Annotated in this window: 22 protein-coding genes and 4 pseudogenes; 9 read left to right on the top strand and 17 right to left on the bottom strand. The window is 49.2% G+C overall.

What is annotated here, in order from left to right:
* Nucleotides 1-168 precede the first annotated feature (168 nt).
* From DZ54_RS23380 to DZ54_RS24095, 5 genes and pseudogenes are all read left to right on the top strand, one after another.
* On the top strand, nucleotides 169-1,248 hold the full coding sequence (locus DZ54_RS23380; protein ID WP_051415954.1) for a GNAT family N-acetyltransferase: 1,080 nt from the start codon (nucleotides 169-171) through the stop codon (nucleotides 1,246-1,248).
* A 105-nt stretch (nucleotides 1,249-1,353) separates the two neighbouring features.
* Nucleotides 1,354-2,443: pseudogene (locus DZ54_RS27400) on the top strand (lysine N(6)-hydroxylase/L-ornithine N(5)-oxygenase family protein).
* Entirely contained in the window at nucleotides 2,356-2,691 is a 336-nt protein-coding gene (locus DZ54_RS24745) for a hypothetical protein (protein WP_164831561.1), read from the top strand. Before DZ54_RS27400 ends, DZ54_RS24745 begins: the two are co-directional and overlap by 88 nt.
* The gene (locus tag DZ54_RS24100) at nucleotides 2,691-3,263 is read left to right on the top strand and encodes an MFS transporter (protein WP_081721620.1); all 573 of its coding nucleotides are present in this window, start codon (nucleotides 2,691-2,693) and stop codon (nucleotides 3,261-3,263) included. Before DZ54_RS24745 ends, DZ54_RS24100 begins: the two co-directional genes overlap by 1 nt.
* Nucleotides 3,264-3,402: 139 nt before the next feature.
* Nucleotides 3,403-3,891 (top strand): MFS transporter, encoded by a 489-nt coding sequence (locus DZ54_RS24095; RefSeq protein WP_128080470.1) that lies wholly within the window; start codon nucleotides 3,403-3,405, stop codon nucleotides 3,889-3,891.
* A gap of 47 nt (nucleotides 3,892-3,938) precedes the next feature.
* On the opposite strand, the gene DZ54_RS0107040 is transcribed toward DZ54_RS24095, so the two are convergent.
* The 5 genes and pseudogenes from DZ54_RS0107040 to DZ54_RS0107025 form a co-directional block, all read right to left on the bottom strand.
* On the bottom strand, nucleotides 3,939-4,946 hold the full coding sequence (locus tag DZ54_RS0107040; RefSeq protein WP_025673562.1) for a sphingomyelin phosphodiesterase: 1,008 nt from the start codon (nucleotides 4,944-4,946) through the stop codon (nucleotides 3,939-3,941).
* A 156-nt stretch (nucleotides 4,947-5,102) separates the two neighbouring features.
* Nucleotides 5,103-5,921: a response regulator gene (locus DZ54_RS24740; RefSeq protein WP_051415950.1), complete on the bottom strand. Its 819-nt coding sequence runs from the start codon at nucleotides 5,919-5,921 to the stop codon at nucleotides 5,103-5,105.
* Nucleotides 5,867-7,323: pseudogene (locus DZ54_RS24735) on the bottom strand (sensor histidine kinase). Before DZ54_RS24735 ends, DZ54_RS24740 begins: the two are co-directional and overlap by 55 nt.
* 261 nt (nucleotides 7,324-7,584) lie before the next feature.
* Nucleotides 7,585-8,691 carry a 4-hydroxyphenylpyruvate dioxygenase gene (gene hppD, locus DZ54_RS0107030; RefSeq protein ID WP_025673561.1) on the bottom strand — a complete coding sequence of 369 codons (1,107 nt, stop codon included), beginning with the start codon at nucleotides 8,689-8,691 and terminating at the stop codon, nucleotides 7,585-7,587.
* Nucleotides 8,692-9,061: 370 nt separating this feature from the next.
* On the bottom strand, nucleotides 9,062-9,406 hold the full coding sequence (locus DZ54_RS0107025; RefSeq protein ID WP_025673560.1) for a hypothetical protein: 345 nt from the start codon (nucleotides 9,404-9,406) through the stop codon (nucleotides 9,062-9,064).
* Between the two features lie 207 nt (nucleotides 9,407-9,613).
* Between DZ54_RS0107025 and fabG the strand changes: the two genes are divergently transcribed.
* The gene (fabG, locus tag DZ54_RS0107020; protein WP_025673559.1) at nucleotides 9,614-10,345 is read left to right on the top strand and encodes a 3-oxoacyl-ACP reductase FabG; all 732 of its coding nucleotides are present in this window, start codon (nucleotides 9,614-9,616) and stop codon (nucleotides 10,343-10,345) included.
* Nucleotides 10,346-10,379: 34 nt separating this feature from the next.
* Nucleotides 10,380-11,087: pseudogene (locus tag DZ54_RS19815) on the top strand (SDR family oxidoreductase).
* Between the two features lie 17 nt (nucleotides 11,088-11,104).
* On the opposite strand, the gene DZ54_RS19810 reads toward DZ54_RS19815, so the two are convergent.
* The 6 genes from DZ54_RS19810 to DZ54_RS0106990 all read right to left on the bottom strand — a co-directional run bounded on the left by DZ54_RS19810 (nucleotide 11,105) and on the right by DZ54_RS0106990 (nucleotide 16,319).
* Nucleotides 11,105-11,692 (bottom strand): hypothetical protein, encoded by a 588-nt coding sequence (locus DZ54_RS19810; protein ID WP_240472772.1) that lies wholly within the window; start codon nucleotides 11,690-11,692, stop codon nucleotides 11,105-11,107.
* 252 nt (nucleotides 11,693-11,944) lie between these two features.
* On the bottom strand, nucleotides 11,945-13,135 hold the full coding sequence (locus DZ54_RS0107005; RefSeq protein ID WP_025673558.1) for an acetate/propionate family kinase: 1,191 nt from the start codon (nucleotides 13,133-13,135) through the stop codon (nucleotides 11,945-11,947).
* Nucleotides 13,136-13,141: 6 nt separating this feature from the next.
* A complete protein-coding gene (locus DZ54_RS26670) occupies nucleotides 13,142-13,729 on the bottom strand; it encodes a bifunctional enoyl-CoA hydratase/phosphate acetyltransferase (protein ID WP_276201989.1) in 588 nt (195 codons plus the stop codon).
* A gap of 37 nt (nucleotides 13,730-13,766) precedes the next feature.
* Nucleotides 13,767-14,570: a bifunctional enoyl-CoA hydratase/phosphate acetyltransferase gene (locus DZ54_RS26665; RefSeq protein ID WP_276201988.1), complete on the bottom strand. Its 804-nt coding sequence runs from the start codon at nucleotides 14,568-14,570 to the stop codon at nucleotides 13,767-13,769.
* Between the two features lie 43 nt (nucleotides 14,571-14,613).
* Nucleotides 14,614-15,387, bottom strand: coding sequence for an enoyl-ACP reductase FabI (fabI, locus tag DZ54_RS0106995; RefSeq protein WP_025673557.1), 774 nt, complete (start codon nucleotides 15,385-15,387; stop codon nucleotides 14,614-14,616).
* A 344-nt stretch (nucleotides 15,388-15,731) separates the two neighbouring features.
* Nucleotides 15,732-16,319, bottom strand: a complete 588-nt coding sequence (locus DZ54_RS0106990; protein WP_025673556.1) for a nucleoside triphosphate pyrophosphohydrolase family protein — start codon at nucleotides 16,317-16,319, stop codon at nucleotides 15,732-15,734.
* Between the two features lie 243 nt (nucleotides 16,320-16,562).
* Here DZ54_RS0106990 and DZ54_RS0106985 point away from each other — a divergent pair, with 243 nt between their 5' ends.
* Nucleotides 16,563-17,072, top strand: a complete 510-nt coding sequence (locus tag DZ54_RS0106985) for an outer membrane beta-barrel protein (protein ID WP_025673555.1) — start codon at nucleotides 16,563-16,565, stop codon at nucleotides 17,070-17,072.
* Nucleotides 17,073-17,125: 53 nt separating this feature from the next.
* Here the strand turns inward: DZ54_RS0106985 and DZ54_RS0106980 are convergent, their stop codons facing one another.
* Nucleotides 17,126-17,872, bottom strand: a complete 747-nt coding sequence (locus DZ54_RS0106980) for an SDR family oxidoreductase (RefSeq protein WP_025673554.1) — start codon at nucleotides 17,870-17,872, stop codon at nucleotides 17,126-17,128.
* A 325-nt stretch (nucleotides 17,873-18,197) separates the two neighbouring features.
* Here DZ54_RS0106980 and DZ54_RS0106970 point away from each other — a divergent pair, with 325 nt between their 5' ends.
* A complete protein-coding gene (locus DZ54_RS0106970) occupies nucleotides 18,198-21,932 on the top strand; it encodes an EAL domain-containing protein (RefSeq protein ID WP_025673552.1) in 3,735 nt (1,244 codons plus the stop codon).
* A gap of 52 nt (nucleotides 21,933-21,984) precedes the next feature.
* Here the strand turns inward: DZ54_RS0106970 and DZ54_RS0106965 are convergent, their stop codons facing one another.
* From DZ54_RS0106965 to DZ54_RS0106945, 5 genes and pseudogenes are all read right to left on the bottom strand, one after another.
* Nucleotides 21,985-22,314: a YnfA family protein gene (locus tag DZ54_RS0106965; RefSeq protein WP_025673551.1), complete on the bottom strand. Its 330-nt coding sequence runs from the start codon at nucleotides 22,312-22,314 to the stop codon at nucleotides 21,985-21,987.
* A 79-nt stretch (nucleotides 22,315-22,393) separates the two neighbouring features.
* Nucleotides 22,394-23,179, bottom strand: coding sequence for an iron ABC transporter ATP-binding protein (locus DZ54_RS0106960; protein ID WP_025673550.1), 786 nt, complete (start codon nucleotides 23,177-23,179; stop codon nucleotides 22,394-22,396).
* A 5-nt stretch (nucleotides 23,180-23,184) separates the two neighbouring features.
* A pseudogene (locus tag DZ54_RS19800) lies at nucleotides 23,185-24,131 on the bottom strand (iron chelate uptake ABC transporter family permease subunit).
* The gene (locus DZ54_RS0106950; protein ID WP_037353832.1) at nucleotides 24,124-25,071 is read right to left on the bottom strand and encodes an ABC transporter permease; all 948 of its coding nucleotides are present in this window, start codon (nucleotides 25,069-25,071) and stop codon (nucleotides 24,124-24,126) included. Before DZ54_RS0106950 ends, DZ54_RS19800 begins: the two are co-directional and overlap by 8 nt.
* A 122-nt stretch (nucleotides 25,072-25,193) precedes the next feature.
* Nucleotides 25,194-26,108 (bottom strand): siderophore ABC transporter substrate-binding protein, encoded by a 915-nt coding sequence (locus DZ54_RS0106945; RefSeq protein WP_205619373.1) that lies wholly within the window; start codon nucleotides 26,106-26,108, stop codon nucleotides 25,194-25,196.
* Between the last annotated feature and the right edge of the window lie 292 nt (nucleotides 26,109-26,400).

Here is a 26,400-nt window from a genome sequence, read left to right as displayed (position 1 = left end):
CCGACCCTGCGCCTGAGTTATTCCCGGACGCATTCAGTGACGGTTTACCAAGTTGTTATGTGCCGCTGATAAGGTCGATCCGTATCTGAGCTACTATCTGATTGGTAATACGCTGATCAATACGCTTTCAGCGATCAGCGAAGCCACCGGTGCCAGCGAACAGCGTTTGTGGCAGATCTGCGTCAAGCCTTTGCGACGTGGCGGGCAAGCCATCCGGTCGATAGCCGCTTATATGACTACCTGCTGGACTCTCCGACACTGCACTGGAAACGGAACGTTAATACCTTTCTTGTTGATCATAATGAAGCGACATTGGCTGATCCGAGCCACATTTACACTGATATCGATAATCCGTTTTATGGGGATAGTGCAATTGGCTCATGGGTATTCAAACCGGCTGATATCCATCGCACCGTTGGGCTTCGTAGCCATCCATTAGACGCCTCTCATTACTTGATTGATGTGATGGAACATGGTCAGGCCAAAGCGACCTTCTTGCTGAACAAACCGGAAGATAGCAACCACTCGGCAACACTGACCACGCGCTACTGTAGTGATAAATCACTCTGGTGGTCGGCGGTTGAGCATGTGTTTTATCAACACCAATGCCAAACACTACATGCGAGTGATTACCCCCATACACTGCAAACGGTGGTTGCGCCAGGCAAACCGCTAACACTTTCGCAGTTTAAACAGCATTGCCCCATTTGGCACCAGTCCCAAGCGCCGACCAATGACGAATACCAAACCGCAGATAATGGTTTAATGCATCCAACTCGGCCCGAAAAACCGCAAGGTGTGTTCTACCGTCGCTACTTTTATCACCTCGGACGCACGCTGACGCTACGTCCGGCGGAAACAGAACGCGATCTCGCTTGCTTTCACGCCTGGCATAACCATCCGGATATTGCCCCAATTTGGGAGTTAGAAGGCTCGCTCGACTTCCACCGTCAATATTTACACAAGGCCCATCACGATGCGCACTTGATCCCAGTTATTGGCGAATTTGATGGTCAGCCTTTTGGCTACTTTGAGATTTATTGGGTGGCGGAAGACAGATTGGGGCCTTACTACGATGTCGATGCATTCGATCGCGGCATGCATATGCTGGTCGGCAATTCCGACTTTTTGGGCCGCCAATACTTTAATACTTGGGCGCAATCGGTGATCCACTACTGCTTTTTGGCCGATGAGCGCACGCCAAACGTGATGGGTGAACCCAACGCGGCAAAACTGGCGCGTAGCTAGGATCCGGGCCCGCGGGGATGGGAATGAAAAAACAAAAAGAATTCGACTTTCCCCATAAACGCGCCGCACTGATGCAATGTGAGCGTAACGACTTTTTCGCGCACTATGCGCAATAAGGATGCAGTTATGACAAAGCATTATTCTGTTTTAGGTGTAGGGCTTGGTCCCTTTAATCTCAGTGCTGCGGCGCTACTCGCCCCCCACAGCCAGTCAATCTCAAGCTTGTTTGTTGAGCAAAAGCCTCGCTTTGCTTGGCACCCCGGCTTGTTGTTGGATGATGCGAAAATGCAAACCTCGTATTTAAAAGATATGGTAACGGCTGTCGATCCGACAAGCCTTACACCTTTATTAATTACCTAGTTAAAACCAAGAAATTTTATCCCTTTACCGCGCGAGGCGAACAGACGGTTTCGCGATTAGAATTTTCTGATTATATGGCATGGGTCGCTCACCAGCTCCCCAACACTCAGTTCGATACGCCGGTGCTTAACATCACTCCGCGCGATTCAGGCTTCGCCGTGAATACGCCACATGGTCAGTTGACCTGCGATCATTTAATTGTGGGCACAGGCACACAACCGTTTATGCCTGACTGTGCCACTCCCTTCGTGGGTGAGGCGGTGTTTCATGCCAGCGAACTCGCGCTAAGACAACCTGATTTGAGGGATAAAAAAGTCGCCATTGTCGGTGGTGGCCAAACCGGTGCCGATGTCTTTCAGCATGTCTTTGACGGTGAATTTGGTAAAGTCGCGCATATTGATTGGATCTCTCGCCGCCCTAACCTACAAGGATTGGATGAGAATCCTTTTACTGATCAGTATTTTATGCCCGACTATGCGGCGCAGTTTCACGGCCTCGAGCCAAACGTCAAACACACTCAGCTTGCGCAACAAAAGCTTGCTAGTGATGGGATCACCGAAGATTGCTTGAAAGGCTCTATCAACGCCTGTATCACGACAAATATGTGCGCCGATCCCCGTCATGGTGGCGACTGCTTCCCGGGCAAACGCTGACTGGCATGCAATCGCACCAAGCAGGTTATCACTTAGCGACAACGGCCACCTTGACCAGTGAAACCACAACACTCGACGCAGAGGTGGTTATCGTGTGTACCGGTTTTTCTCGGGCTCTTCCTCAATGCTTGATACCTTGCGCGGTCATCTCGCCCTTGATGACAAAGGACGGCCAAATGTGAACGCTCACTACCGAGTAGAAATGCGTGAAGGCTGCTCACAGGCTTTGTATATGGTGAACGTCGGCACCCATTGTCACGGCATTATTGAGCCTCAACTGAGTCTCGCGGCATGGCGGGCAGCAACGATCATTAACGCGATTAGCGGCACACCGATATACGACATTGCGCATCACCACGGTTTGCTAGACTGGACGCTGACGGAATCCGCGGCCTCCACGCCTAAGATGCAAAAAGTGGCAGGCTGGTAATGGCGCACGCGCAAACACAACCCACGACACAAACCGCAAGGTGGCAATCGGTCACCTTGACGTTTATTGCCGCTTTGATGGGCATAGGCCAGAACGGACTCTTAGTCTCGCTACCATTGTTAGTGGCACAGGGCGGGTTTTCACTATCGACATGGGCAGTGATTATTGCCGTGGGGAGCGTGCTCTTTCTTCCTGCCGCGCCCTTTTGGGGACGTATCAGCGACCAATATGGTCCCAAGTTTGTTGTCCTTCAAGCCTTGATCGGTATGGCAATGAGCTTTGCGCTGCTACTGACCGCTACATTAGGTGCACAAAATAGCCTCAGCCAATGGCCTTGGTTAGCACTCGCGCTGCTGGCACGGGTAATTTATGGTTTAACCGTGGCGGGCATGGTCCCTGCGAATCAGCATTGGGCGGTGTTACTCGCTGGCGAGGCACGCCGCATGCAAGCGATTACCTCAATCAGCATTGGTTTAAGTCTTGGTCGCTTGGCCGGCCCGTTAATCGCCTCAGCGGTTTTAATCGTTAGCCCGTATGCCTCGCTTGTGCTGATGCTGGGACTGCAACATTAGCCGCATTGGTTATCAGCCTCATGCCTTACCGTGAGGGCAAGAAGGATGCATCAAGCTCGCCTATCAGTCAGTGGCTAGCGCCCAAAACCATTTGGCCCTACATGGGGTATGGCCTCGCCGTGTGTGCGGCGATTGCCTGTTGCAATACAACCTCACACCGATGCTCAATACGAGCACTGGATGGTCAGCGGATAAAGTCAGCCAGACCATGGGGTATTTACTGACGTTAAGCGGCACTGCCACCTTGGTGGTACAGGTGTTGGTAGTAAAAAAACAGCGTCTGAGCACCGAACGCATGCTGAGCGTCGGCGCACTGAGTTTGGTCGCAGGCTACGGCTTGTTGTTACTGCCTAACCTCACCGCCTTAGTGGTTGCGATGTTAGTGATCTCTGGCGCCAGTGCGTTGCTTATTCCTGCCTATACCAGCCAAGCGATGCAACAGCTCGACAGTGCACCGGGCAAAGTGAGTGGCTATATCGCCATGGCGCATACACTCGGCTATGGGTTAGCGTCACTGTTAGCGACGCTGACACTTAATTATCCTCCTCTTCCCCTCATCACTTGCGTGAGTCTTGCAACCCTGGTGCTAATCGGCATCTTAAGATCCCAAAAAAACAGTGAGCCTTAATCGGCTCACTGTGCTCATCAAACCTTGCGTTGGATTACTGAACAAGGTTATTCATATTCAAATTGAACCATGACGGGATAATGATCAGACAACTCATTGTAGTAACCATCATGATAAGTTTGTCCAGCCTCTTGGGGCCACTCGCCTTCTAAATAATCCCAGTACCAACTCTCCTTCGCTTTTAATGGCACAACCTGCATATCTGGCTGGTTGACAGGGGCAGCGTGATCTCGGCTCCATAAGATATAATCTAACGTGGTGTTGTAATTAAGATCATACTCAAAGTGATACGCGTTCGCTTTGGTAAACCAATTATGTTTAGCGGGGAAAGAGGTCACTTCAGGTTCAGAGAAGCGCAATGCACCATTAAGTGCCGCTTTCATGTCCTTAATTTCATCTTGACGGCTCCATTCCACATTCATATCCCCGCCTACAATGACAGGCTCATCAGCAGGAATGGGAGCATTGTCGATAAAATATTTTATCTCGCCGAGTTGCCCTAATCGAACCTGATGTTCTTCATCAGACATGCCATCGTGAGTCGCTTGTAGGTGTGTGCCAATTAGATGGACGATCTCACCATTTTTATCGATCTTAGCGTACGCAAACCCCTTATTAGCTTGGTAATCCCAACTACCTTTCAAACTGTTTTCATAAATATGCGCTTGCTGAGTTAAAATCGGATACTTGGAAAGAATGGTGACACCACCGCGCACTACAAAAAGGGAATTAGAGCAATCGCCTGTCAGCGCATCCCAGCCTTCACCGCTGCAATCTTGCCCTACATTGGGCGTTTGATACGGGTATAAGTTAGCAAGCTGATTCATTGCTTGCTCTGCTTCGGCGTTAAAGGCCTCGCTGATCAAAATGACATCAGGTTGGGTCTTCATGTCGGCAATCGCATCCGGTAAGCGCGCCGCACGTTCTGCTTGATCCCAGTCTTGCAGGTTGCTCAACTGCATGATGTTATACGCCATCACGTTAAGTTCACCGGCGTGCGCGCTTAAACTCAACAACAGCGCTGCAGCTGCTGAGAGCATATTTTTTTTGTTCATACATCCTCTTCGCGTTTTGCTTTATTTTTCGGGTCAAGCCCATCAAAAGATTAGAACCCTAACGAAAAGAGGTTGAAAAACACGACGAATACTTCGTATTTTCTGATAGCTTTGTAACTAAGATCACACTTGCGTAACAGTGTTCACTGTCTTGGGTTACTCTTTGGTCAGCAGTTGTGTGTCTGTGGTGAAGGTGTGTTTTCTTAGCATGGTTGCCAGTTCGTGTTGTCGAACGGGTTTAGCAATATAATCATCCATGCCCGCCGCCAGGCACGCTTCTTTATCTTCCGCCGTTGCGTTGGCGGTTAATGCAATAATAGGGATCCGGTCCGCGCGAGATGCTTTCTCCCTGATCTGCTGTGCCGCCTGATAGCCGTCCATAACCGGCATTTGACAGTCCATAAAAATAGCGTCAAAAGGCTGACTACTCCAAAGTGCTAGCGCCTGCTCGCCATTATCCGCCGAGCGCACATGGATACCTAACTGCGTTAGCATGGCTTCCGTAACACGTTGGTTGACCTTTGAATCCTCAACCACAAGCACATGTAGCCCTGCCAGTGAGATCCCCTTTCCTGTTGAACGCACAACGCCCAGCGTTGGCTGTCTTTGCTGGAGTATTCTGACTAAGTAGGCTTTTAAATCATTAAATTGGTAGGGGCGCCCAAGGTATCCCTCAATGCCAGATTGCTCGATGCGCGGCCTATCCAGAGCATCGGGCGCCGCCGTCAGCATGATAATGGCTGGGCTTTTATCGCCAAACTCAGCCACAATCTGCTCGGCGAGACTAAAACCATCTATTTTTGGCATGATCTTATCCAACAAGACAACTTTGAATGGATATTGGCCATCAAAACGCTCTTTAATTAAAGGCACCGCATCATCGGGGTGCATACAACAGGTGATTTGACAGCCGAGATTGCTCAGCTGCGCGGTCGTAATACGCATATTGAGGCGACTATCATCGACCAAGAGCATTGGCGCTCCCGCGAATAAATAGCTTCTACCGGTGTCGCAAGCGGCACATCGGCACATTCGAAGCGCGCCGAAAACGAGAATAGGCTACCCACATCCACTTCACTTTCTAGGGTAATCCGCCCCCCCATCAAATTGACAATTTGCTGAGAGATCGCGAGGCCCAGCCCAGTACCGCCCGCCGTTGCTGCTGATGAATCGCCTTGTTCAAACTTACCGAAAATACGATTTTGCGACTCAATCGGCACACCGGTCCCGTATCTTTAACTTGAAAACGGAGCACACAAGCGTTTCCCTCATCGAGGACTTTGGTGATCGAAACGGCGACTTCGCCTTGCTCAGTAAACTTAAGGGCATTCCCGACTAAGTTGATCATCACTTGGCGTAATCGCGGCGTATCACCAATCAGTAACGGCGATATTTCTGGGTCAATCTCACAGCCAAACTGTAAATGTTTCTCTTTCGCCCGTAACGTGAATAGATTTTCCAAGTCTTTACCCAGCTCAAATACATTGAGCTCTAATGGTTCTAACTCTAACTTACCTGCCTCAATTTTAGAGAAATCCAAAATATCGTTAATCACATCCAGTAACGACATAGATGAGGTCTCAAGCATCTCGACGAACTCTTGTTGTTCGTCATTCAAACGCGTACTTTTCAGCAACGATGCCATCCCGATAATACCGTTCATTGGTGTGCGGATTTCATGGCTCATATTGGCCAAAAACGCACTTTTTTTATGGCTGGCCTGCTCTGCATCCTGCTTCTCATTCTCAACCCGCGATAGCGTTTGGCGACATTGAGTGACCATGGCATTGTAACTCGCCTCAAAGCCGTACCAGCCGCGATATTGTAATGGGGCATTGATTTGCTTGGGTAGGCCGTTGTCCCACTGATTCACCTGCTGATGTAGAGCGGATAGGGGCGCAGTAATATATCGTCGCACTATCCACGTTGACACCATCACACCCAAGCCTGAAACGCCCAACCATCCTAGAAATACCCACCTAATACTCTCCCCGAGATAGGCTTGTAATGCGGTATAGTTAGACGCCACTTCAAGCTGGCCAAGCATATATTCATTGCCTTCCTTTTTAGCAATCAATGGCCAAGTCATCCGTATCGATTGTTGAGCCGGCTCGACACCACGTTCGATTGGTGTGCTATCGGCGTCGTAGACATGTATATAATCGATTTCTGGCTGTGCGATAAGCTGTTCGATTTGTTGTTCAAACGCTTGTGTTTCTAATCGCCACAGGGAATCTTTGATGGCGAAGACATCGCGATTACCCACATCTTGTAACACGCGCTGAACCTGCGACTTCTGGGCTTGATAATCGGCAAACAGTAATAGTGAGGCGAATAGGGCGATGAGTATTACCCAGCATAGCGCCAGCTTCGTCATTAACGATACAGAAAGGGAATGGCGTACCATGGATTTGCCTACTTTCATAATCACCTGTTAAATAAGAGAGCCTACCCTATAAGCATAGAGTCTGTTCTTCATTTGGGCGAAAAATATCCGGCAATATAAAGAAAAGTAGACAAAAAAGCGCTCCGATTAAAGAGCGCTAGGGAGAGAGTGCTCTCAGTCATAGCACTATCAAGTGTGGGTGGGTGAATGACGACTCAAGACAGGTCGTCATTCAAGGCATTGCTCGCCGAGTTAATCCAATACGCCACGACGCATTTGATCAAGTTCAATCGATTCGAACAAGGCTTTAAAGTTACCCTCACCAAAGCCTTGATTCCCTTTACGCTGAATAATTTCAAAGAACACAGGACCAATGACTGTATTGGTGAAAATCTGAAGCAAAATACCACTCTCTGCGTCACCATCAATCAAAACCCGTGTATCACGAAGTTCATCAATATTCTCCTCGTGACCGTTGACGCGCTGATTGACTTGTTCGTAGTAGGTCTCTGGCGTATCCATAAACGCCATACCCCGCTCCCGTAATGTGCGTACTGTCTGGTAGATATTATCAGTCGTCATCGCAATATGCTGAATGCCTTCACCGTTATACTCTTTGAGATACTCGGCAATTTGAGACTTATCATCGCTAGATTCGTTAATTGGAATACGGATTTTTCCACAGGGCGCGGTGAGTGCGCGTGATTTCAAACCGGTCTTTTTGCCCTCGATATCAAAAAATCGGATTTCTTTAAAGTTAGCAATACGATCATAAAAATCAGCCCAAACATCCATATTGCCAATATCGACATTGTGCGTCAGGTGATCGATAATCTTCAATCCGGCATCGGCTTCTTTAAGGCGCGCTTGCCAATCGGGATAAAAGTCGAAATCAACTTCGTAAATGCTCTGATCACCATAACGGTCAACAAAATAGAGCAGCGAATCACCAATGCCATACACCGCCGGAATACTGAGCTCCATCGGCCCCACATTAGGCTCAACCACTTTAGCGCCTTGTTTCGCCGCATAAGCAATCGCATGGACCGCATCTTGAACACGAAATGCCATTGCATTCACACTCGCGCCATGATTCTTAGCAAAGCTTTGTGCCTGAGACTCGGGTTCGCCGTTAACAATTTCGCCGTTAACAATAAAGTTGGTATCGCCTTGGCGATACAGCCAAACATGCTTGTGTTTGTGCTTGGCAATTTCAGCAAAACCCATCAATGAGAATAAGCGCTTCAACGCATCAATACCGGCTTGATCGGGGGCAGTATATTCTACAAATTCAAACCCATCGGTCCCTAATGGATTAATGGTTTTGACCGGCGCTTGTGCTTGCAGTGTGGACGTCATAATAGTTCCTCCTTGTTAATGCAGTAGGAATAGCATTAGTCCGGAGTAAGCACTAGTGACCCAACATCAACACACTGTTACTTAAATGTTAACTCATGTTGTAATCTTTACTTAACAGGCAAACAAAAAAACAATAAAACCTTTTTAAACAGATATATAAAACAAACGGCACGTGTAAAGATACCTGAGCATAAACACACACTTCGTTTACATTGAACAAACAAAGACAGGAGAAAAAGCCTTTGGGGAAACAAGCCGACGCCTCGGAAAGCGACGGCCAAATGAGGTGGTTAGATAAAGGTTGTCGCGGCTTGATAATTAATCTCGACCCGTCACACCCAGTGGAATATCGACCAACTGCCCCCCGCTCTTACACTTTCAGGCTGTAGCTGGTTTGCTGTGCGTTAGGTGTGACCGTTTTCTGAACTTGATCCATTAATGCCTGTTGCTGCTGATTATACGCATTCGCTTTTGTTTTTTGCGCCTCTTGCTCAGCAACACGATCGATTAATGCCTGATAGTCACGTTTATCCTCACGCTGTTCATTCGATGCGGTCGCCTCTTTCTGCTCCTCTCGCTCTTTACGAATGACTTCAGCGCGTTCTTGCACACTCATCGAGTTATTGAGACCACCATTGACCTGATCGTCCTGACGATCACGCTGGCGCTGCATATATTGCTGCGCCAAAGGTTGCGAGTTGATTGACGTCGGCATAGATCCTCTCTTCAACAAGGTGACATCTTGATTAAATTTTAGTCTATTTCTCCACAGATTGATATCCCGATGTATGCTTAAGGCGATTACCTTTGGCCCATTTGTTGCACGTTGATCTCTTAGTGGCGCAACGTCGCGAGAAGAAGCAAAGGCTTAGATGACTAATCGCCCAAGAACATATTGATGAATACAATAAGGAGAAAGACTATGCTGACCGGTAAACACTGTGTCATTACGGGAGCGGCTCAAGGTATTGGCCGAGCCATCGTCGAGACATTTGTCAAGCAGGGCGCACACACCGTTTACGCGCTGGACCGGAATCTAGACAACATGCAAGACTGGCAAGACCATGCCGTAATAAAACCCGCGGCGCTCGATGTCTGCCATAGAGACGCTGTCGCCAGCTGGGTGCAGACGTTGCACCAAGACAACGCAGTGATCGATGTGCTCGTCAATAACGCAGGGATCACACGGGATAACTTGCTCACCAAAATGAGTGAAGACGATTGGGATGCCGTGATTGATGTGAATCTAAAAGGTGTATTTACCATGACACAGGCGATCGCACCGCTGATGATCGCGCAAGCGCAAGGGGCGATTGTCAGTTTATCGTCAGTGGTCGGTACCGATGGCAATATTGGCCAAACCAATTATGCCGCATCAAAGGGGGGCGTCATCGCAATGACAAAAACCTGGTCAAAAGAGCTCGCCCGTCATGGCGCTCAAATTCGCGCCAATTGTGTCGCACCTGGGTTTATCGAAACCCCCATGACCGCCAATTTGCCCGATAAAGTGATTGAGATGATGAAAAGCAAAACCCCATTGGGGCGAATGGGTACCGCGCAAGACATCGCCAATGCGATCAGTTTTCTTGCCAGCGACAACGCGAGCTTTATCACAGGTCAAACACTTAAAGTCGATGGCGGATTAGTCATATAATGGGATAACACGCATTCACGACAATGAGAGACGCATGACCCCAACACTTCTAATCACTGGCGCGAATCGCGGGATCGGCTTGGCGCTTACCGAGCGATACCTTGAACATGGCTGGCGTGTTATTGCATGTTGCCGCTTTCCGGGTTCTGCGCCTCACTTAATGACGCTGAAAAACCGCTATACCTCGTTAACGACACACGCCTTGGATGTCACGGACCATGCTGCGGTACAGGATCTCGCGTCACGACTTAGTGATACGCCAGTCCACTTACTGATCAATAATGCCGGTCAATATGGTCCCAAAGGCTATCAACTAGGAGAAACGGATACTGAGGCATGGCGAGAGGTGCTAGAGGTCAATACCATTGCGCCGTTAGTCATGGCTGAGTCTTTTACCCCACACCTCACGCTTGCCAATAATAGCGGGCACACTCCCATTTTCGCCTTCATCTCATCGAAGGTGGGCAGTATGAGCGATAATTAATCAGGAGGCGGTTATATCTATCGAAGCTCCAAGGCAGCCCTAAATGCAGTGGTCAAAAGCTTATCGATTGATTTGCGACCGAAAGGGATTCGTACAGTCGCGTTACATCCTGGTTGGGTACAAACCCAAATGGGCGGCTCCAATGCGCTGATCACCACCGACATATCGGCGCAAGGTCTCAAGCAAGTCCTCGATACGCTCACCGACAGCCAAAGCGGACACTTTTTTGATTATCAAGGCAACACCATTGAATGGTAGATACATAGCGGTAGCGATCAAATAGGGAAAAAGGTCATGGAAGCCATACTGTGTACCACTTGATTAATATTGCGATTGGTGCTGTCCGCCACCATCAGTGCCATCATATCTTGGATCAAAATCATCTGACTCAGTAAGCGCTCGTAACTGTAGTTAGGGACACCGTTTGGGTTAACCCCGTTACTGAGTAGCAGCAGGTTTCCCTGCACATCACGGTGGTTATTTAGCAGCCACGCCACTTTCTCGAGATTGCGTGCGCAGTTGTAAAGCTTCTGCTGATCAATGTCATCCAGTAAGAAGAACTCTGTCTGATGGTTATAGCTGGCACTGATCATGCCAGTGACACCGGCCATGAGTGCAAACACACGATCGCCCTCAAATTCGGTAGAAAACGCCAGTGGCAGCAAAGCGATACCATCCATGCCGCCAAGCTCTCGGAACCCGTTTTGGGGGCGTTGTGCTCCCATTAACTGATTGACACGTTGGTCAATGGTCATACCGGGTACTTTTTTAAGCTCCCTGGGGTTACGTTTATAGAGCTTGATCAACAGCCGCTCAGTGATCTGACGGATTTCGGCGATATGGATATCGGTAATCAAATCCATGTCCGATTTCGCGAAWTTTTTATATCAAACGGCCGTCCTAGCTTTTGCGCACACCCTGTTAGGCTGAGTATCAATAACCCCACCCAAAACCCGCGCATCATAATGTTATCCTTGCATTCTTTGTCCGCGCTAAGGATACGCATTTGACGCCCAGCCGTGCACTGAAAGAAATAACTTTGTATGGAATATCACATTTTAAAGGATTTTTATCACTATCCTTAAACGCCAGACGCGCCCGTGATTAGTCTAAGATCAACGCAATGATTCAACGCAATCCATCGCGATCACGCGTTCTTCATCGGTCGGGATAACCCAAACGCCCACCTCACTGTAAGAGGCTGAGATACAGGTTTGGTTACGTTGATTCGCCGAGGTGTCTAACGCAACCCCCAACCAACCACATTGGCGCACAACACTGTCTCGCACTGGCGCCGCATGCTCACCCACGCCGGCGGTAAACACCACATGATCGAGCCCTCCCAAGGCGACACTTAAGCTACCGATCTCTCGTGCGATACGATAACAATAATGATGGATCGCTTGCTGAGCTCTGGGTCTGTCGCTACGTAACAGTGTTTGCATATCACTGCTGATCCCAGACAGGCCCAACAGGCCGGACTCTTTGTACAGAAGCTTGCTTACCTCGGCGACTGTCATTCCCTCTTCACCGATGAGGTGCAAGACCAATCCCGCATCAATCGCGCCGCTGCGAGTGCCCATAGGTAATCCTTCTAACGCCGTAAATCCCATGGTCGAAGCGATGCTCTGCCCTGCTTGAATCGCACACAAGCTGGCACCGTTGCCCAAATGGGCCACAATCACGCGTGCTTGGGGATCATAATTTGGAATGACTGTCGGTAAGCAACGGCAAATATAATCATAAGAAAGCCCATGAAACCCGTAACGCTGAAAGCCGCGATCATACATTGCATAAGGCAACGCGAATTGGCGAGCTTCTAAAGGCTGCTTCGCATGAAAAGCGGTATCGAAGCAGGCAATTTGAGGCATACCGGGCAATCGCTCTTCTAGCGCTCGAATCGGCGCAAGACTATAAGGTTGATGCAACGGCGCTAAAGAGGTCAGTGCGCCGAGTAACGTTAATTTATGCGGATCTAAGCGGGTCGCCCGATCGAAATGCATTCCCCCATGAACAACGCGATGCCCCACCGCAACCAGCTGGTTGAGCACATTGTGGTGTCCTAACCAATCGAGCAACGACACAATGGCGGCTTGATGATCATTGGCCTCATCGGGTCCCGCAGAGTAGGCTTGCTCCTCAGTGAGCATAACCACCGCTGTTCTCTCTGTGCCCAGTCCCGAAAATTGCCCTCGAAATACGCAGGCTTTCTGATCCCGGTTATCGTTGTTCGATATCGCTGCCACATCGAATAACGCAAATTTCAGGCTCGATGAGCCACTATTGATCACCAGTATGTGTGGCATAGTCACCTACATTCGCGACTTATCGAGCGATTTGCGTTGATAGTCGGCCAGCAATAAGGCCAGTGCACTCGACGCTATTCGCGTTAAGGCATCATCCGCGCGACTGGTTAACATAATCGGCACTCTCGCGCCAACCACGACCCCGGCGCCTTTGGCATCGGCCAAGTAGCTGAGTTGTTTCATCAGCATATTGGCGGCTTCAAGATCAGGGGCCATCAAGATATCAGCGCGCCCGGCTACGGGCGACTCAATGCCTTTTGTTGCGCGAGAGTCCTCAGAAACGGCACTGTCAAACGCCAGAGGGCCATCGAGGATCCCTCCAGTAATTTGACCACGCTCGGCCATTTTGCACAACGCGGCAGCATCAATCGTCGCATTCAACTTTGGATTAATGGTCTCAACGGCAGACAATATGGCTATCCGCGGATGCGTGTTCCCGATCGCATGCGCCAGCTCAATCGCGTTTTGAATGATGTCGCGCTTTTGGGCGAGTCCTGGGTAGATATTGATCGCGGCATCAGTAATAAATAACGGCCTTGGATAGGTTGGCACATCAAACGCCATCACATGGCTCAGGCAACGCTCAGTCCGCAATCCTCCCTCACGCTTGACGACCTCATGCAGTAATTCGTCAGTATGCAGGCTCRGYRCGACCTTTCATTAACGCTTCGATTTGACCCGCTCGTGCCATTTGTACGGCGCGCTCTGCCGCTGCGTGACTATGTGGGGTATCGACAATTTCGAAGTCTTGAATATCGACTTCAGCGGTGTCCGCGGCGGCGAGAATTTTGTCTCTTGGCCCCACCAGCGTTGGAATGATGAGCTGCTGTTTTGCCGACGCAACCGCGCCACGAATAGAACTGTCATCCACCGGATGGACAACAGCCGTATGCATCGGATCGGGGTGATCTGCGGCGTTGAGAATGGCGTGTAGCTGCCCTCGTTCAGACAAGCGGACTTCTGGCATCACTGTCCGTTGACGGCTCACTTTTTTAGTGGGGGCTAGCACGCGCGCTTCGCCCTCAATGACGGTATCGCCACGTTGGTTTTCACAGCGGCAAGCAAAAACAATGTGATGACGTTTATCATCCATTTGGTCGACACGTACGATCACCCGAAGCACATCACCAAGCATGACCGGCGCTTTAAAGGCGAGCGTTTGGCCTAAATAAACCGTACCCGGTCCTGGTAACTGTGTACCGAGCACGGTTGATATCAGTGCGCCGCCCCACATACCGTGGGCGATAATCTCTTGGAAACGGCTGCTTTTCGCAAAGTCATCATCCACATGGGCAGGATTAACATCGCCGGACATGATCGCAAAGAGCTTGATGTCCTGCATGGTTAAGCGTTTTTCTAAAAATGCCTCATCACCGATTGAAATTTCATCGTACGTCTTATTCTCGATGACCGCCTCGTTATACGTCCCTGTCATAGTGGACTCCTCTATAGTCATTTACGTCGAAAAATAAGCCAGTTTAAAAACGCAGATGATGACCGGCATCGACATAATGGGTTAAGCCAGTCAGTACACGCCCTGCATCAGCGGTAAGATAAACAACGGCATTGCCAACATCTTGTATCGTTGCCAGCCGACGTAGTGGCGAGCGCGTTTCGCCGTCTACCGCTAACGCTTCAAATTCTTTTAGTCCGGAGGCGGCACGCGTGCGGATCGGGCCTGGAGAAATAGCATGCACTCGGATGCCTTGAGGCCCAAGCTCAGCAGCGAGATAGCGTGTGGTCGATTCGAGGGCGGCTTTAACCGGCCCCATCAAGTTGTAATTGTCCACCGCTTTTTCCGCACCGTAATAAGACATGTTAAAGAGTGTCCCTCCGGATGACATCAGAGGCTCTGCCCGCCTAGCCATACGAATAAACGAATGGCAGGAAATATCCATCGCAAGCGAAAAGCCTTCACGGGAACAATCCACTACTCGACCGTGTAAATCATCTAACGGCGCAAACGCAATCGAGTGAACCACAAAATCAACCCGCCCCCATTTTTCTTTGGCACGTGCAAATAACGCATCCAATTGTTGGTCATCTTGCACATCGCAAAGCATCAGTTCAGGATCCCCCATGGACGGCTTCAGAGGCGTGACAAAACATTCAGCTTTGGGTGAGCCATAGGTCACCAGTACGTCCGCACCGGCTTGCCGTAATGCTTGAGCACAGCCAAAAGCAATACTGTTTTCATTCGCAAGGCCTGCCACGATGCCGACTTTACCTTCAAGCGAGAAAGGATGTTCCACGGTGTTCCCCCTAGATTTGTTACGAAAATGTGGCCCGAACGACTGATTCAACGGCTCACATTGAGTGATTACACTAAAAAAGGTGTCGTCTACTCTAAACCACTCACAAGCCTTTACCTTAGACCCAAATCAGGACTAAGGACAAAATTGTAGAAGAAAATAAACGACAATCTTTGTAAGAAAACAAGACAATTTTGCAAAACTTTAATGACAAGGGTGCTGGCTCGGCCAAATGAAGAGCTTTTACTCAATAAAAATGAGGAGGAGGGATGGCCACTGAGGTCATAATGCAAAAACGCCGCCCTATTGTAAGGCGGCGTTATCCTAGCGTGAGTGATGTGAATCTAAGCCAGTTCGGCCATCACGCATTTCGCAAGATCCGCTGGACGGTAGTACACCGACTTCATCACCTTGCCTTCACGAATCAATTTACCGTCTACCGTCACATCCGAGGCACATTTGGCAATAATCCCATCTTCTTTGAGGCTTGCGACCACCTCAATGCCTTTTTTCGCATAGTAGGCTTGGGTGTCAGTGAACGCCTGCGCATTGCGGCAAACTTTACTCATATTACTGCTATGCACTTCATCCCAACAGGTGATGAAATCGATCCCGAGTCGATTGGCAATTTGTAGCAAAATATCAATCATATAACTAACTTCAAGTTGATCACGGTATCCACGCGATCCCATCTGTACGGCGCGGCCCATCAGGACATAAACACTGTCGACAATGGCATCAACTTGCTCAACAAGCGAGTCTGCTTCAGCAAGCTCAGTCATCTCCTCGACCGCGAGCGCGGTGTGAAGATCATCCGCTTTATCATCTAATGAGCTTGGATCGTTACAAGGCAAGTCAAACGTGATTCGAAAGGCTTCAATATCACGGTAAAGGTGGTCGTAAGTCGCTTGATCGAGAACTGCAAATTTCATGTTTAAAGCCCTTTGAGAAACAAACACGCATGGCGTCATGCTGGTACACAAGGGGCAATACAATAGCACTGCTGGCGGGGAGTTAAAATCGATTGCGCGGATTCTTTAATACGACCCAGTAATTTCTTTGATACGACCTAGCGTGACAGCGCAAATATCGCTCAAGCTTGGTGCCTCCTCGCCGTTATCGTTTTATAATGAGTGAACACGTCAGGCGCACTCTCGGCCAAAAGGATTGTTATTATGACCAAACGTTTATCGCTTGCCACGCTTTGTGCGGGCATATTACTCGCCACCACAGCACAGGCCCAAACGTCGCCACTCAGTGTCGGTGCCAGCGCCAGTGTTACCGATGTAAGATACGGTTCTCAAACGGAGACAGGCCACACCTGGGAAGTGAATGGTACGTGGCGGCTGACGGATTATACCAGCCTATATACGGGTTATGGTGAAACCAGTGCCGACTTTGATAACGCCAATGGTGTCGAAACAAAATTAACCTCGACATATATCCCGGTTGGTGTACAAGTCAACTTCCCCATGACGATCGGTAGTGTCTACCTGCGTGGCGGTGGTAACTACTATCAAACCGAATTTGGTACGGATAAAGACATCGGTTGGGGCGCGAGCGGGACAGTCGGGTTTGAATTACAACCCACCGTCGGACCTAAAATGAACTTTGAGCTCACCTATGCTGATCGCGGCGATGCCGAAACAAGCTCAGTCAGTGTCGGCACCAGTATTGGCTTTTAACTAACGATGCGAATCTACCGCGCCGCTGACGGCGCGGTGATATCATCGCAACACTACATGCCACCTGCGACATCAAATAGGCTACCCGTCGAATATGACGCGTTATCTGACAGTAACCAAGCAATCATTTCTGCCACCTCCAGCGTCGATCCCCCGCGACCGAGAGGAATGTTATCAGCCACACGCGCCACACGATCAGGTTCTCCTCCTGCCGCATGCATGTTGGTATCAATTGGGCCCGGACGCACCGCGTTGACTCGAATCCCCTCACGGCCCACTTCTTTCGCCAGTCCCATTGTTAATGTATCTAACGCGGCTTTGGTCGCGGCATAATCAACGTATTCATTGGGTGATCCCGTTTTAACCGCGGCGGAGGAAACATTGACAATAGCGCCACCGTTTCCACCACGAGACTGTGCCATGCGATGCACCGCCTCGCGGCAGCACAAAAAGGCACTGGTCACATTGGCCTGGAACATGGCATTGATCCGCTCTGCATCCATACTACTCACGGAGGATTGCGGTAACATAATGCCGGCATTGTTCACCAATGCCGTGATGTTCCCCAAACGGTTGTCCGCTTCACTGAATAACCGCTTTACACCTTCTTCGGTCGATACATCGGCCTGAACGGAGATCGCATTAACACCAATCGCTTGAAGTTCATCAACAAGCGCAAAAGCAGATTCACTGTTGCTCAAATAGTTGATGCAAATGGCATAACCACGCTGTGCCAATAACTTCGCCGTCTCACGACCAATGCCGCCACTTGCCCCGGTTACAATCGCAACTGGATTCATTGCTACTCCTTTTCGCTCATTCTGCTGATACCGGTAGATAATACCGCATTTTCACTGCGCCCCAATGTTTACCTGCTACCCAATGTTTACCGACAACAAAGAGCGGGGCAGAACGATCATGCATTATCCCACCAGTACCGCGCTTATAGGTTTGCAGCCGCATGGTATCAGTATGTGGCCCATGACGCCTACCTGTACGGTCACCAAATCAGCGTTTAGTGTCGTTAGCGGTGATATCTTGCGCATCATCCACGGACAAATGTGATTAAATCCTATCCAAAATGCGCTAAGCTCTCCCTAGATTATTGTTATTAATGAGAGAATCATGATCCCCCATCGACGAGTCCGCCAATCGGTCCAGGCCTTTTTTATTCTAGTCACGATGAGCTTTTCGCTGGTGTGGTTTTCATTAGCGGTGCTGCCAGAAAGCGAACAATTCGCCGTGATCTGGTACGTATCAGCTGCCGGTGCATTCGCGTTTAGCTGCTTTTCACGCTACGTGAGGCTTTTCGCCGCGGCGGGCTTTTTCACCGGTGTCTATTATGCCGACACCGTGATGGGAATTTCTGCGTCTCTCAGTGCCAGTATGGCTGTTGTCAACACGGCAACCGCTGGATTAGGTTGCGCGACCTACCGATTAATGCGCAAGCGTTACGGCAACCCCCTCGAGAGCATGTGGCCTTTTATTCGAGGTCTGGCCCCAACGCTGGTTATGAGTCCCTTATTCGGTGCGACACTGGGGGCCAGTGTTCAGTCAATTGGAACCAATCAACCTTTCGATTACTTGCTCCTGCGTTGGTTTATTAGTGAGTTTGTCGGTTTTGTTGCCTTATTTCCTTTATTGTTGGTCATCAAAGAGAATCTCGGCCAACGACCTGATGAGCGACTCGCTAAACCGAGCAGATTTTGGGCCTCATTGCTCACCTTATGCGCGGCCGCACTCGGTGCGATTAGCCTATTATTGTACCTTTCTCCTCATCCGTTTTTAGCACTGACCACTCTATTTGTGTTAGCGGCGACACTACAAAACCGCCTGATAGGTTTAGGCTGCATCGCATTAACACTCTTGAGCTTTGATGTGTTGTCCGCGTTAGGCGCCCTGACATTTCAAGTTGAAGCCGACCAAAAAGCCTCACTATCTCGTATGGCGATGGCTGCCGCGGCCATGATGACCGGGGTGATGATGACACAACTAGCATATAGCTATCGCCGTCACCAAAAGCATCACCTGGAGCAACAGGCCTTACTGACTCAGGCGATGCACAATTCCCTCATTGGTATGGCCATACTCGATCCTCGCGGTATCGTTCAGGAGGCCAACGCCAGCCTAGCTCGTTTTTTTGCCTGCGATCCTCGTGCATTGCTTGGATCCCATGTTTCTATTTTTACCCGCGAGCAAGATCAAGCGGCATTAAAAGACTATTTTAATGAACTGCTCATGGGCCATACCGACAATAAATGGCTTGAAAAGCGCTTTTTACGGGCGGATGGAGAGCAAGTGTGGGGACGATTATCAGTCACTGCAGTCCGTGATAAACACGCGGGGCATGTTACTCACCTAATCAGTCAAGTCGAAGATATTAATGCGCTGAAAGCGGCACAAAGAGAGCAAAAACGCTGGCTGGAGCGTTGGCGTTTTGCTCTCGATATCAACAAACTCGCGGTGTTTGAACTGAATGTCCATACTGGCGTTATTCTATTTTCAGGTTGGTCCGCGCCGTTATTGGGGATCAGTTCAAAAAGCATCCAAACCTACCAAGCCTGGACCGCTCGAATCCATCCGGACGATTTAGAAGCCTGGGAGCAAACCATGCGCCTGCTGGTTGAGGGGCGTACCGAACGCATGATCGAAGTGTTTCGCTTTCAAAATGACCAAGGGGACTACCGGTACCTACGACAAGCGTCCGCGCGACAAACGGGTGAAGAAACCGAAACCGTGTTAAGTACGGTAATCGATGTCACAGAGCAGTACTTGACCAACCAACAAACCGATACCTTACGCCGCCGCCTTGAGGCCGCAACCAAAGCTGCCAATATTGGTATTTGGGAGTACAACCTCGAAGCAGATAGGCTCGAATGGGACTCGCAAATGTATGTGCTTTACGACATACCAGCATCTGATGGCCAAGAAACACTCGCGATGTGGCAACATCGTCTCCATCCAGAGGACGTTGAAACGGTTAACCATATACTCGGCAAAGCCCTAAAATATCAACAGCGAATCGATACCCAATACCGCATTATCGATACTCACGGTCGAACGCGTTATCTACGTGCCCTTGCCAGCGTACAAAGCGATGATAACGGCAACACCGTACGGCTGATTGGTGCCAACTGGGACAACACTGAAATTAATGAACTCAACCAGACTCTTGCCCAGGAACGTGAGCAATTAGACGTGGTGATGAACTCCATTAACGACGCGGTGGTCACCACCGACAGCCAAGGTTATTTGGCCTATCTCAATCACACAGCGCAGCGACTGACCATCAATGGACATCCCCTGCCCCTCGGACAACCTGTCGATGATATTTTTCAGCTTTATCATCAGCAAAAGCGGGTTCTGCTCTCGCGTTTAAGTCACAACCAAACGGCGACCTTCTTTGAAACACAAATAAAAGATGCCTACCAGCTCGTTTTAGCAAACGGGGAGCGCGTATATGTCTCCGTCGCGGTATCACCGTTAACCAGTCATCAAGGCTATGTGTATATCTTACGTGATGTGTCTGACGAGCATGCGTTAATGGCGCAACTCGATTACAACGCCAATCACGACCCACTCACCCATTTACCCAACCGTCGAGCGTTTGAAACCATCATGGAAAAGCATCTTGCTCAACGCCATGATCATATCCCGTCAGTACTCGCCTTCGTCGATCTCGATCTTTTCAAAATCATCAACGATTCTGTCGGACACCATGCAGGAGACGATGTCCTCTGCCAAGTTTCACAAACATTGGCGGATAACGTGCGTAGTGATGACACCGTCGCGCGACTCGGCGGTGACGAATTTGCAGTCCTACTCACGCACTGCAATATGCGTGACGCAATACACACCATGGTCGATTTGATCAGTCGCCTTGAGAGCCTGTCTTTCTCCTACGAGGAACGGATTTTCGCCATCAGTGCCAGTGTCGGCTTAGTGAATGTCGACGATGATGCCTTGACCCTCTCTGATTTGATGAGCCGTGCTGATATCGCCATGTATGAAGCCAAGTCAGCTGGCCGTGGGCAAATTGTTGACTATCACGATATATCAAGCATGGCTCAGGGTCGCCACAGCGATATGCAAATGGTCGGAAAAATCACCCTTGCATTAGCTGAAGACCGATTCACGCTGTATGGCCAACAAGTGGCGCCCGCGAAAGGGCCGACCATTGAACACTGGTATGAGCTATTAGTGCGCATGATCGACACCGACGGCAGCATCCTGAGCCCAGGGCAGTTTATTCCTGCGGCTGAAGCCTTTGGTTACATTCGTGACATTGATGCGTGGGTGGCGAACTATGTGCTCAACACCCGCGCCCGAGAGCTGGCTGACTCTGGCCTTAAATTTAACCTCAACCTTTCTGCGCACTCGATCAGCGATCCTAAGTTCCAAACCAACTTGAAAGCGCTGCTGGCTTCTTCAGCGCTGCCCGCCGAGCGGTTATGTTTTGAGATCACAGAATCTGCCTTGATCAGCCACTTAAATACCGCCGTCTCATTTGTGGATGAGTTACGTGCCTATGGTGCGCATGTCGCACTCGATGATTTTGGCGCTGGTTTATGCTCTTTCCACTATTTGAAGCTGTTTAACGTGGATGTTGTGAAAGTGGATGGCCAATTTGTCGCAAACTTAACCGACAATAGAAACGAAATTGATCGTGTGATCCTCGAGTCTATCGTCAGTATCTGCGACACCATGGGGTACAAAACCGTCGCAGAGTGGGTCTCTGACGAAGAGAAACTCGCGCTTGTGCAAGAGATCGGCATTCATTACGTGCAAGGATTTCTCATTGATTACCCAACACCGCTTGATACGTTGCTCGCTGCGAGATATCAACGCAAAATCACATAGTGGCGACTGGTTTTATCCCGTAATAGAAGCACCAACAAGCGCCAAGCTTACGTCAACCATGTTGATTCCACCCAAACACAATAATCGCCATCCCCAAGAGGGCGACGCCAGCACCGAGCCAATCCGTGGTCGACAACTTAATGCCATCGACTATTCGGAGCCAAACTAATGCCGTCGCCACATAGACACCGCCGTACGCCGCGTAAACGCGCCCGCTGGCTGCGGGGTGCAATGTTAATAACCAGACAAATAAAGCAAGGCTAATGATCGCAGGGAACAATAACCAGACGGGTCCCTCTTTACGTAACCACAAATACGGTAAAAAGCATCCTACAATTTCTGCAATCGCTGTCAAAACAAAGAGCCCAGACGTCTTTAACATAGAATGAGGTGTCCTTTCTAACCATTATTGACTGTTTTACTAAGTCCAAAGGATGTACAAAACCATATTCATTGGCTGTTTACGCAGACACTATTGATGGCGTCGACGCCCCATAATAGAGACAGATCCGCTGACCATTGATTTGCTCAACCTCAAACTCAATCTCGTAAATTCGCTCCATCACTGGTTTGGTCACCACTTCATCGACTCGACCGCTGGAGACCACTTCGCCATCTTTCATCGCGACCATATTGTCAGCATAACAGGCGCTAAAGTTAATATCGTGCATCACGACCACCACCGCCTTATTGTGTCGGTGTGCCAAGTCTCTTACCGTCTTCATGATCGCCACAGAATGACGAATGTCGAGGTTGTTGAGCGGCTCATCGAGAAAGATATAGTCGGTGTTTTGCGCCACCACCATTGCAATAAATGCCATCTGCCGTTGACCACCACTTAACTGATCAATAAAGCGGTCTTGTAGCTCCGTTAACCCTAACTGTGCTAATGCCTCATCAATCACAACGTCGTCATCTGCGGTGAGTCGTCCTTTAGAATGGGGGAAACGACCAAATGCCACGAGCTCACGTACCCGAAAGCGCATATTAACGTTATTTGCCTGCCGCAATACCGCTAACCTTTTCGCGAGCGCCTCGTTGCTCCATTCACTCAGAGGTTTATCGCCAATCAAGACTTCGCCCGCATCACTGTCCGTGAGCCGACTCGCCATCGAAAGCAACGTACTTTTTCCCGCGCCGTTTGGACCAATAATCGCGGTCACTTTGCCAGGTGGAAACAACGCACTCGCTTGATTCACCACCTGAGTTTGCCCGTAGGCTTTCGACAATCCAATTAATTCAATCATAATAATTAAAACTTATTTTTCGTTAGCAGGTACAAGAAGTAGCTTCCGCCAACAAAGTTAATAATCACACTCACCGTGGTTTCAAACCCAAACCACTGTTCAACAACATACTGACCCGTTAACAACAAGAAAACCGCCAATACGCTGGTCGCGAGAATCAAAAAACGGTGCTGGAAGCTCACAAACATCTGCCGAGCGAGGCTGACGACTATTAAGCCAAAGAAAAGCACGGGCCCGACCAAAGCCGTCGATACCGCAATCATCACCGCAATAATCATCATGACTTTCAGTGTTAACCCACGTGTATCGATCCCTAAGCTGGTGGCATTGTCTTCTCCGAGCAAGCAGACATCTAGCTGGTTGGCAAAACGGTAAAGCGCCAACAAACACAGCGCCAACACTGGCACACTGATGTACACCAAATCGCGATTCGCATTGTTAAAACTGGCAAACATGGCATCTTGAAGCACCGCAAATTCGCTCGGATCAACCAGTAAGGTGAAGAACTGGCTAATACTACCAAACACACTCCCGAGCACGATCCCAATTAACAGCAAAGTATAAATGTTGCGCGATGTCGACGAAAATAGAGCGTAAACAACACACTCGCCATCACTGCCATCAACAGCACACTCACCGCGAAGTTTAAATAGGGGTTCACGAGCAAGGCACTGGTCGAGCCAAAGGCTACCAGCAGCGTCGTTTGCAATAGCACATACAAGCTATCAAACCCTAAAATCGACGGGGTCAATATTCGATTATTGGTGATAGTTTGAAACACTAATGAGGATGCCGATATTGCGATCGCCGCCAGCGCAATCGCCAATACTTTCGGCGTGCGTCTAGAGAGGAAGTAAGCATAATTGTCCGCGGTTAAACCATGTCCTAAGAAGTAGCCAGCCACCAGCAAGACGCCTAACGCGACAAGGGAGAGTTTGAGTCCATCACGCATTGGCTTTATCCCTCATGATTAAGTAGATAAAGACCACACCACCCAAAATTGAAATGATCATGGCGATAGGCACTTCGTAAGGGAAGATGATCACACGGCCTAAAATATCGCAACTTAAGACCAGCACCACGCCCCAAAAAGCGGTCCAGGGTAAATTTCGCTTAATATTGTCGCCCATAAACAGTGAGACTACGTTGGGCACAATCAGGCCAAGAAAAGGGATAACACCGACGATCATCACCACCGCCGATGACAACAGGGCAACCACCATGACGCCAAATAGCACGACCTTTTGATAATCCAAACCAATATTTTTGGCAAAGCTTTCACCAATACTGGCGGCACTAAATTGGCTCGCGTAGGCATAGGCGATGGCACAGACGGGCATGGCAACGAATAAGACTTCATAGTTCCCGGCCAATACCGATGAAAAATTGGCCACCGTCCACGCTTGTAAGGTTTGAATCAAATCGTATTTGTAAGCCAAAAATTGCGTCAGAGAAGAGACCACGTTGCCGTACATAATCCCTATCAAAGGTACGAGCACGGTATTTTTAAATTTAAGACGCTGTAAAAAACGCACGAATAGCCAGGTACCTGCCATCGCGGTGCCCACAATCACGGTGAGATCAAGCCATTGGTTTGCGCCGCTAAAAATCACGAGGGTGACCACATAGCCAAGCAACGCACAATCAATGGTGCCTGTGGTATCCGGCGATGCAAAGCGATTTTGACAGATCTGCTGCATGATGAGCCCAGCCACACTCAGCCCAGCACCGGCTAAACAAATCGCCAGTAGGCGCGGAATACGGCTGGTGGTAAAAATGGTCCAGGCTTCTGGATCGCCTGCCCATAAGCTATCCAAAGAAACGTGAGCAACACCGATAGATATCGACAACAGTGCCAGCACAATAAGGACAGGAATAGAAAGATACTTCACAACACAACTACCGTTGAAGGCTAAAACCACAAAGACCCGGGACAAGCCCGGGTAAACGATTATCTATATATCCATAAAAAGGCGATTAGCCACGAGAATACAATTAACGATGAAAAAAGCGATTAAAGTACGCGATTGACATCGTCGATCATCTTATCCATCGCGGTCATGCCGGCCATGGTGATATACCAAGCCGTTGGATCTAAGTAGCTGATACGTTGATGTTGATGCGCTGGCGTTTTATTCACCAGTGGATTGTCGAAACGCGCCTTGGCTTTCCCCTCGCCCTCACCAATCGCTTGCTCACGATCAAGCACGAGCAACACATCTGGATTAGCATCGGCAATGTACTCAAAAGAAATCAGATTGCCATGCGAGCCGGCCACTTCTACGTCGTCACTTTTTGCGGGTTTAAGTCCGAGTTCATCAAAAACCAGACCAAAGCGGCTTTTCTCACCGAACATCGCCACTTTACTGCCGTTACTCATCACCATGAGCGCGCTGAAGTTATCCGCCACCGCTTTCTCATGTGCTTGCGCCATTTTAGTGTTCACTTGGTCGATAATTGCTTCCACTTTTTCTTGTTTTTCGAAGACATTACCCAGCATGCGCCAATTTTCCTGCACACTCTGCCAATAATGGTCGTAATCAGCTTGGAACATGATGGTAGGAGCAATTTCTTCTAACTCGCTCATCAGTGACGCCATACGCGCTTCTGCGATAATCAAATCCGGTTTTGCGGTAAAAATTGCCTCGTAATCAGGCTCTTTAACGGTCCCAACCGCGATATATTTATCATCTTGGTAGGTTTTGGCTAGATAATCTGGCATCAGTGATTTAACCACCCCAACCGGTTCTACCCCTAGACGATCAAGCACATCAAGGCTACCTTGCCCAAGAACGACCACACGCTGAGGCACACCGTCAATCTCAACCGTGCCCATTGCATGATTAATGGTTTTTGCCGCCGCGTGACCACTTAGTACCAAAGAAACGGTTAAGAGAATAAATTGGAAAAATGAACGAAAAGCTTGCATAGCCCTTTCCTCGCAAAAATTTATGGCCGCATGCTAACGCAGTCAAAACGTTAAGTCACGAATAGAAGTGAGAATTATTCATATTTATAGTTCTATTGATAAAACTGAATCAACGGCCTCCTTCTCTGTCAGGGCGTCAGTTACTGAAACTGTTTTGATCTTGCGCAAAAGAAAGACAAATGGCAGCTCATTTCGGCGCCATTTCGCTTTTTTTCTCGCGATCCCACGATCTAATCGAACCAATTTGCTCAGAACGCAAGCGATTGCACCGACACTATCAACATATTTAGTA

It is taken from the genome of Salinivibrio socompensis S35, from assembly GCF_000513715.1.
Classification (GTDB): Bacteria; Pseudomonadota; Gammaproteobacteria; order Enterobacterales; family Vibrionaceae; genus Salinivibrio; species Salinivibrio socompensis.
Note: the sequence above shows the minus strand (reverse complement) of the source record. Positions and strands in the feature narration are given on the sequence as shown.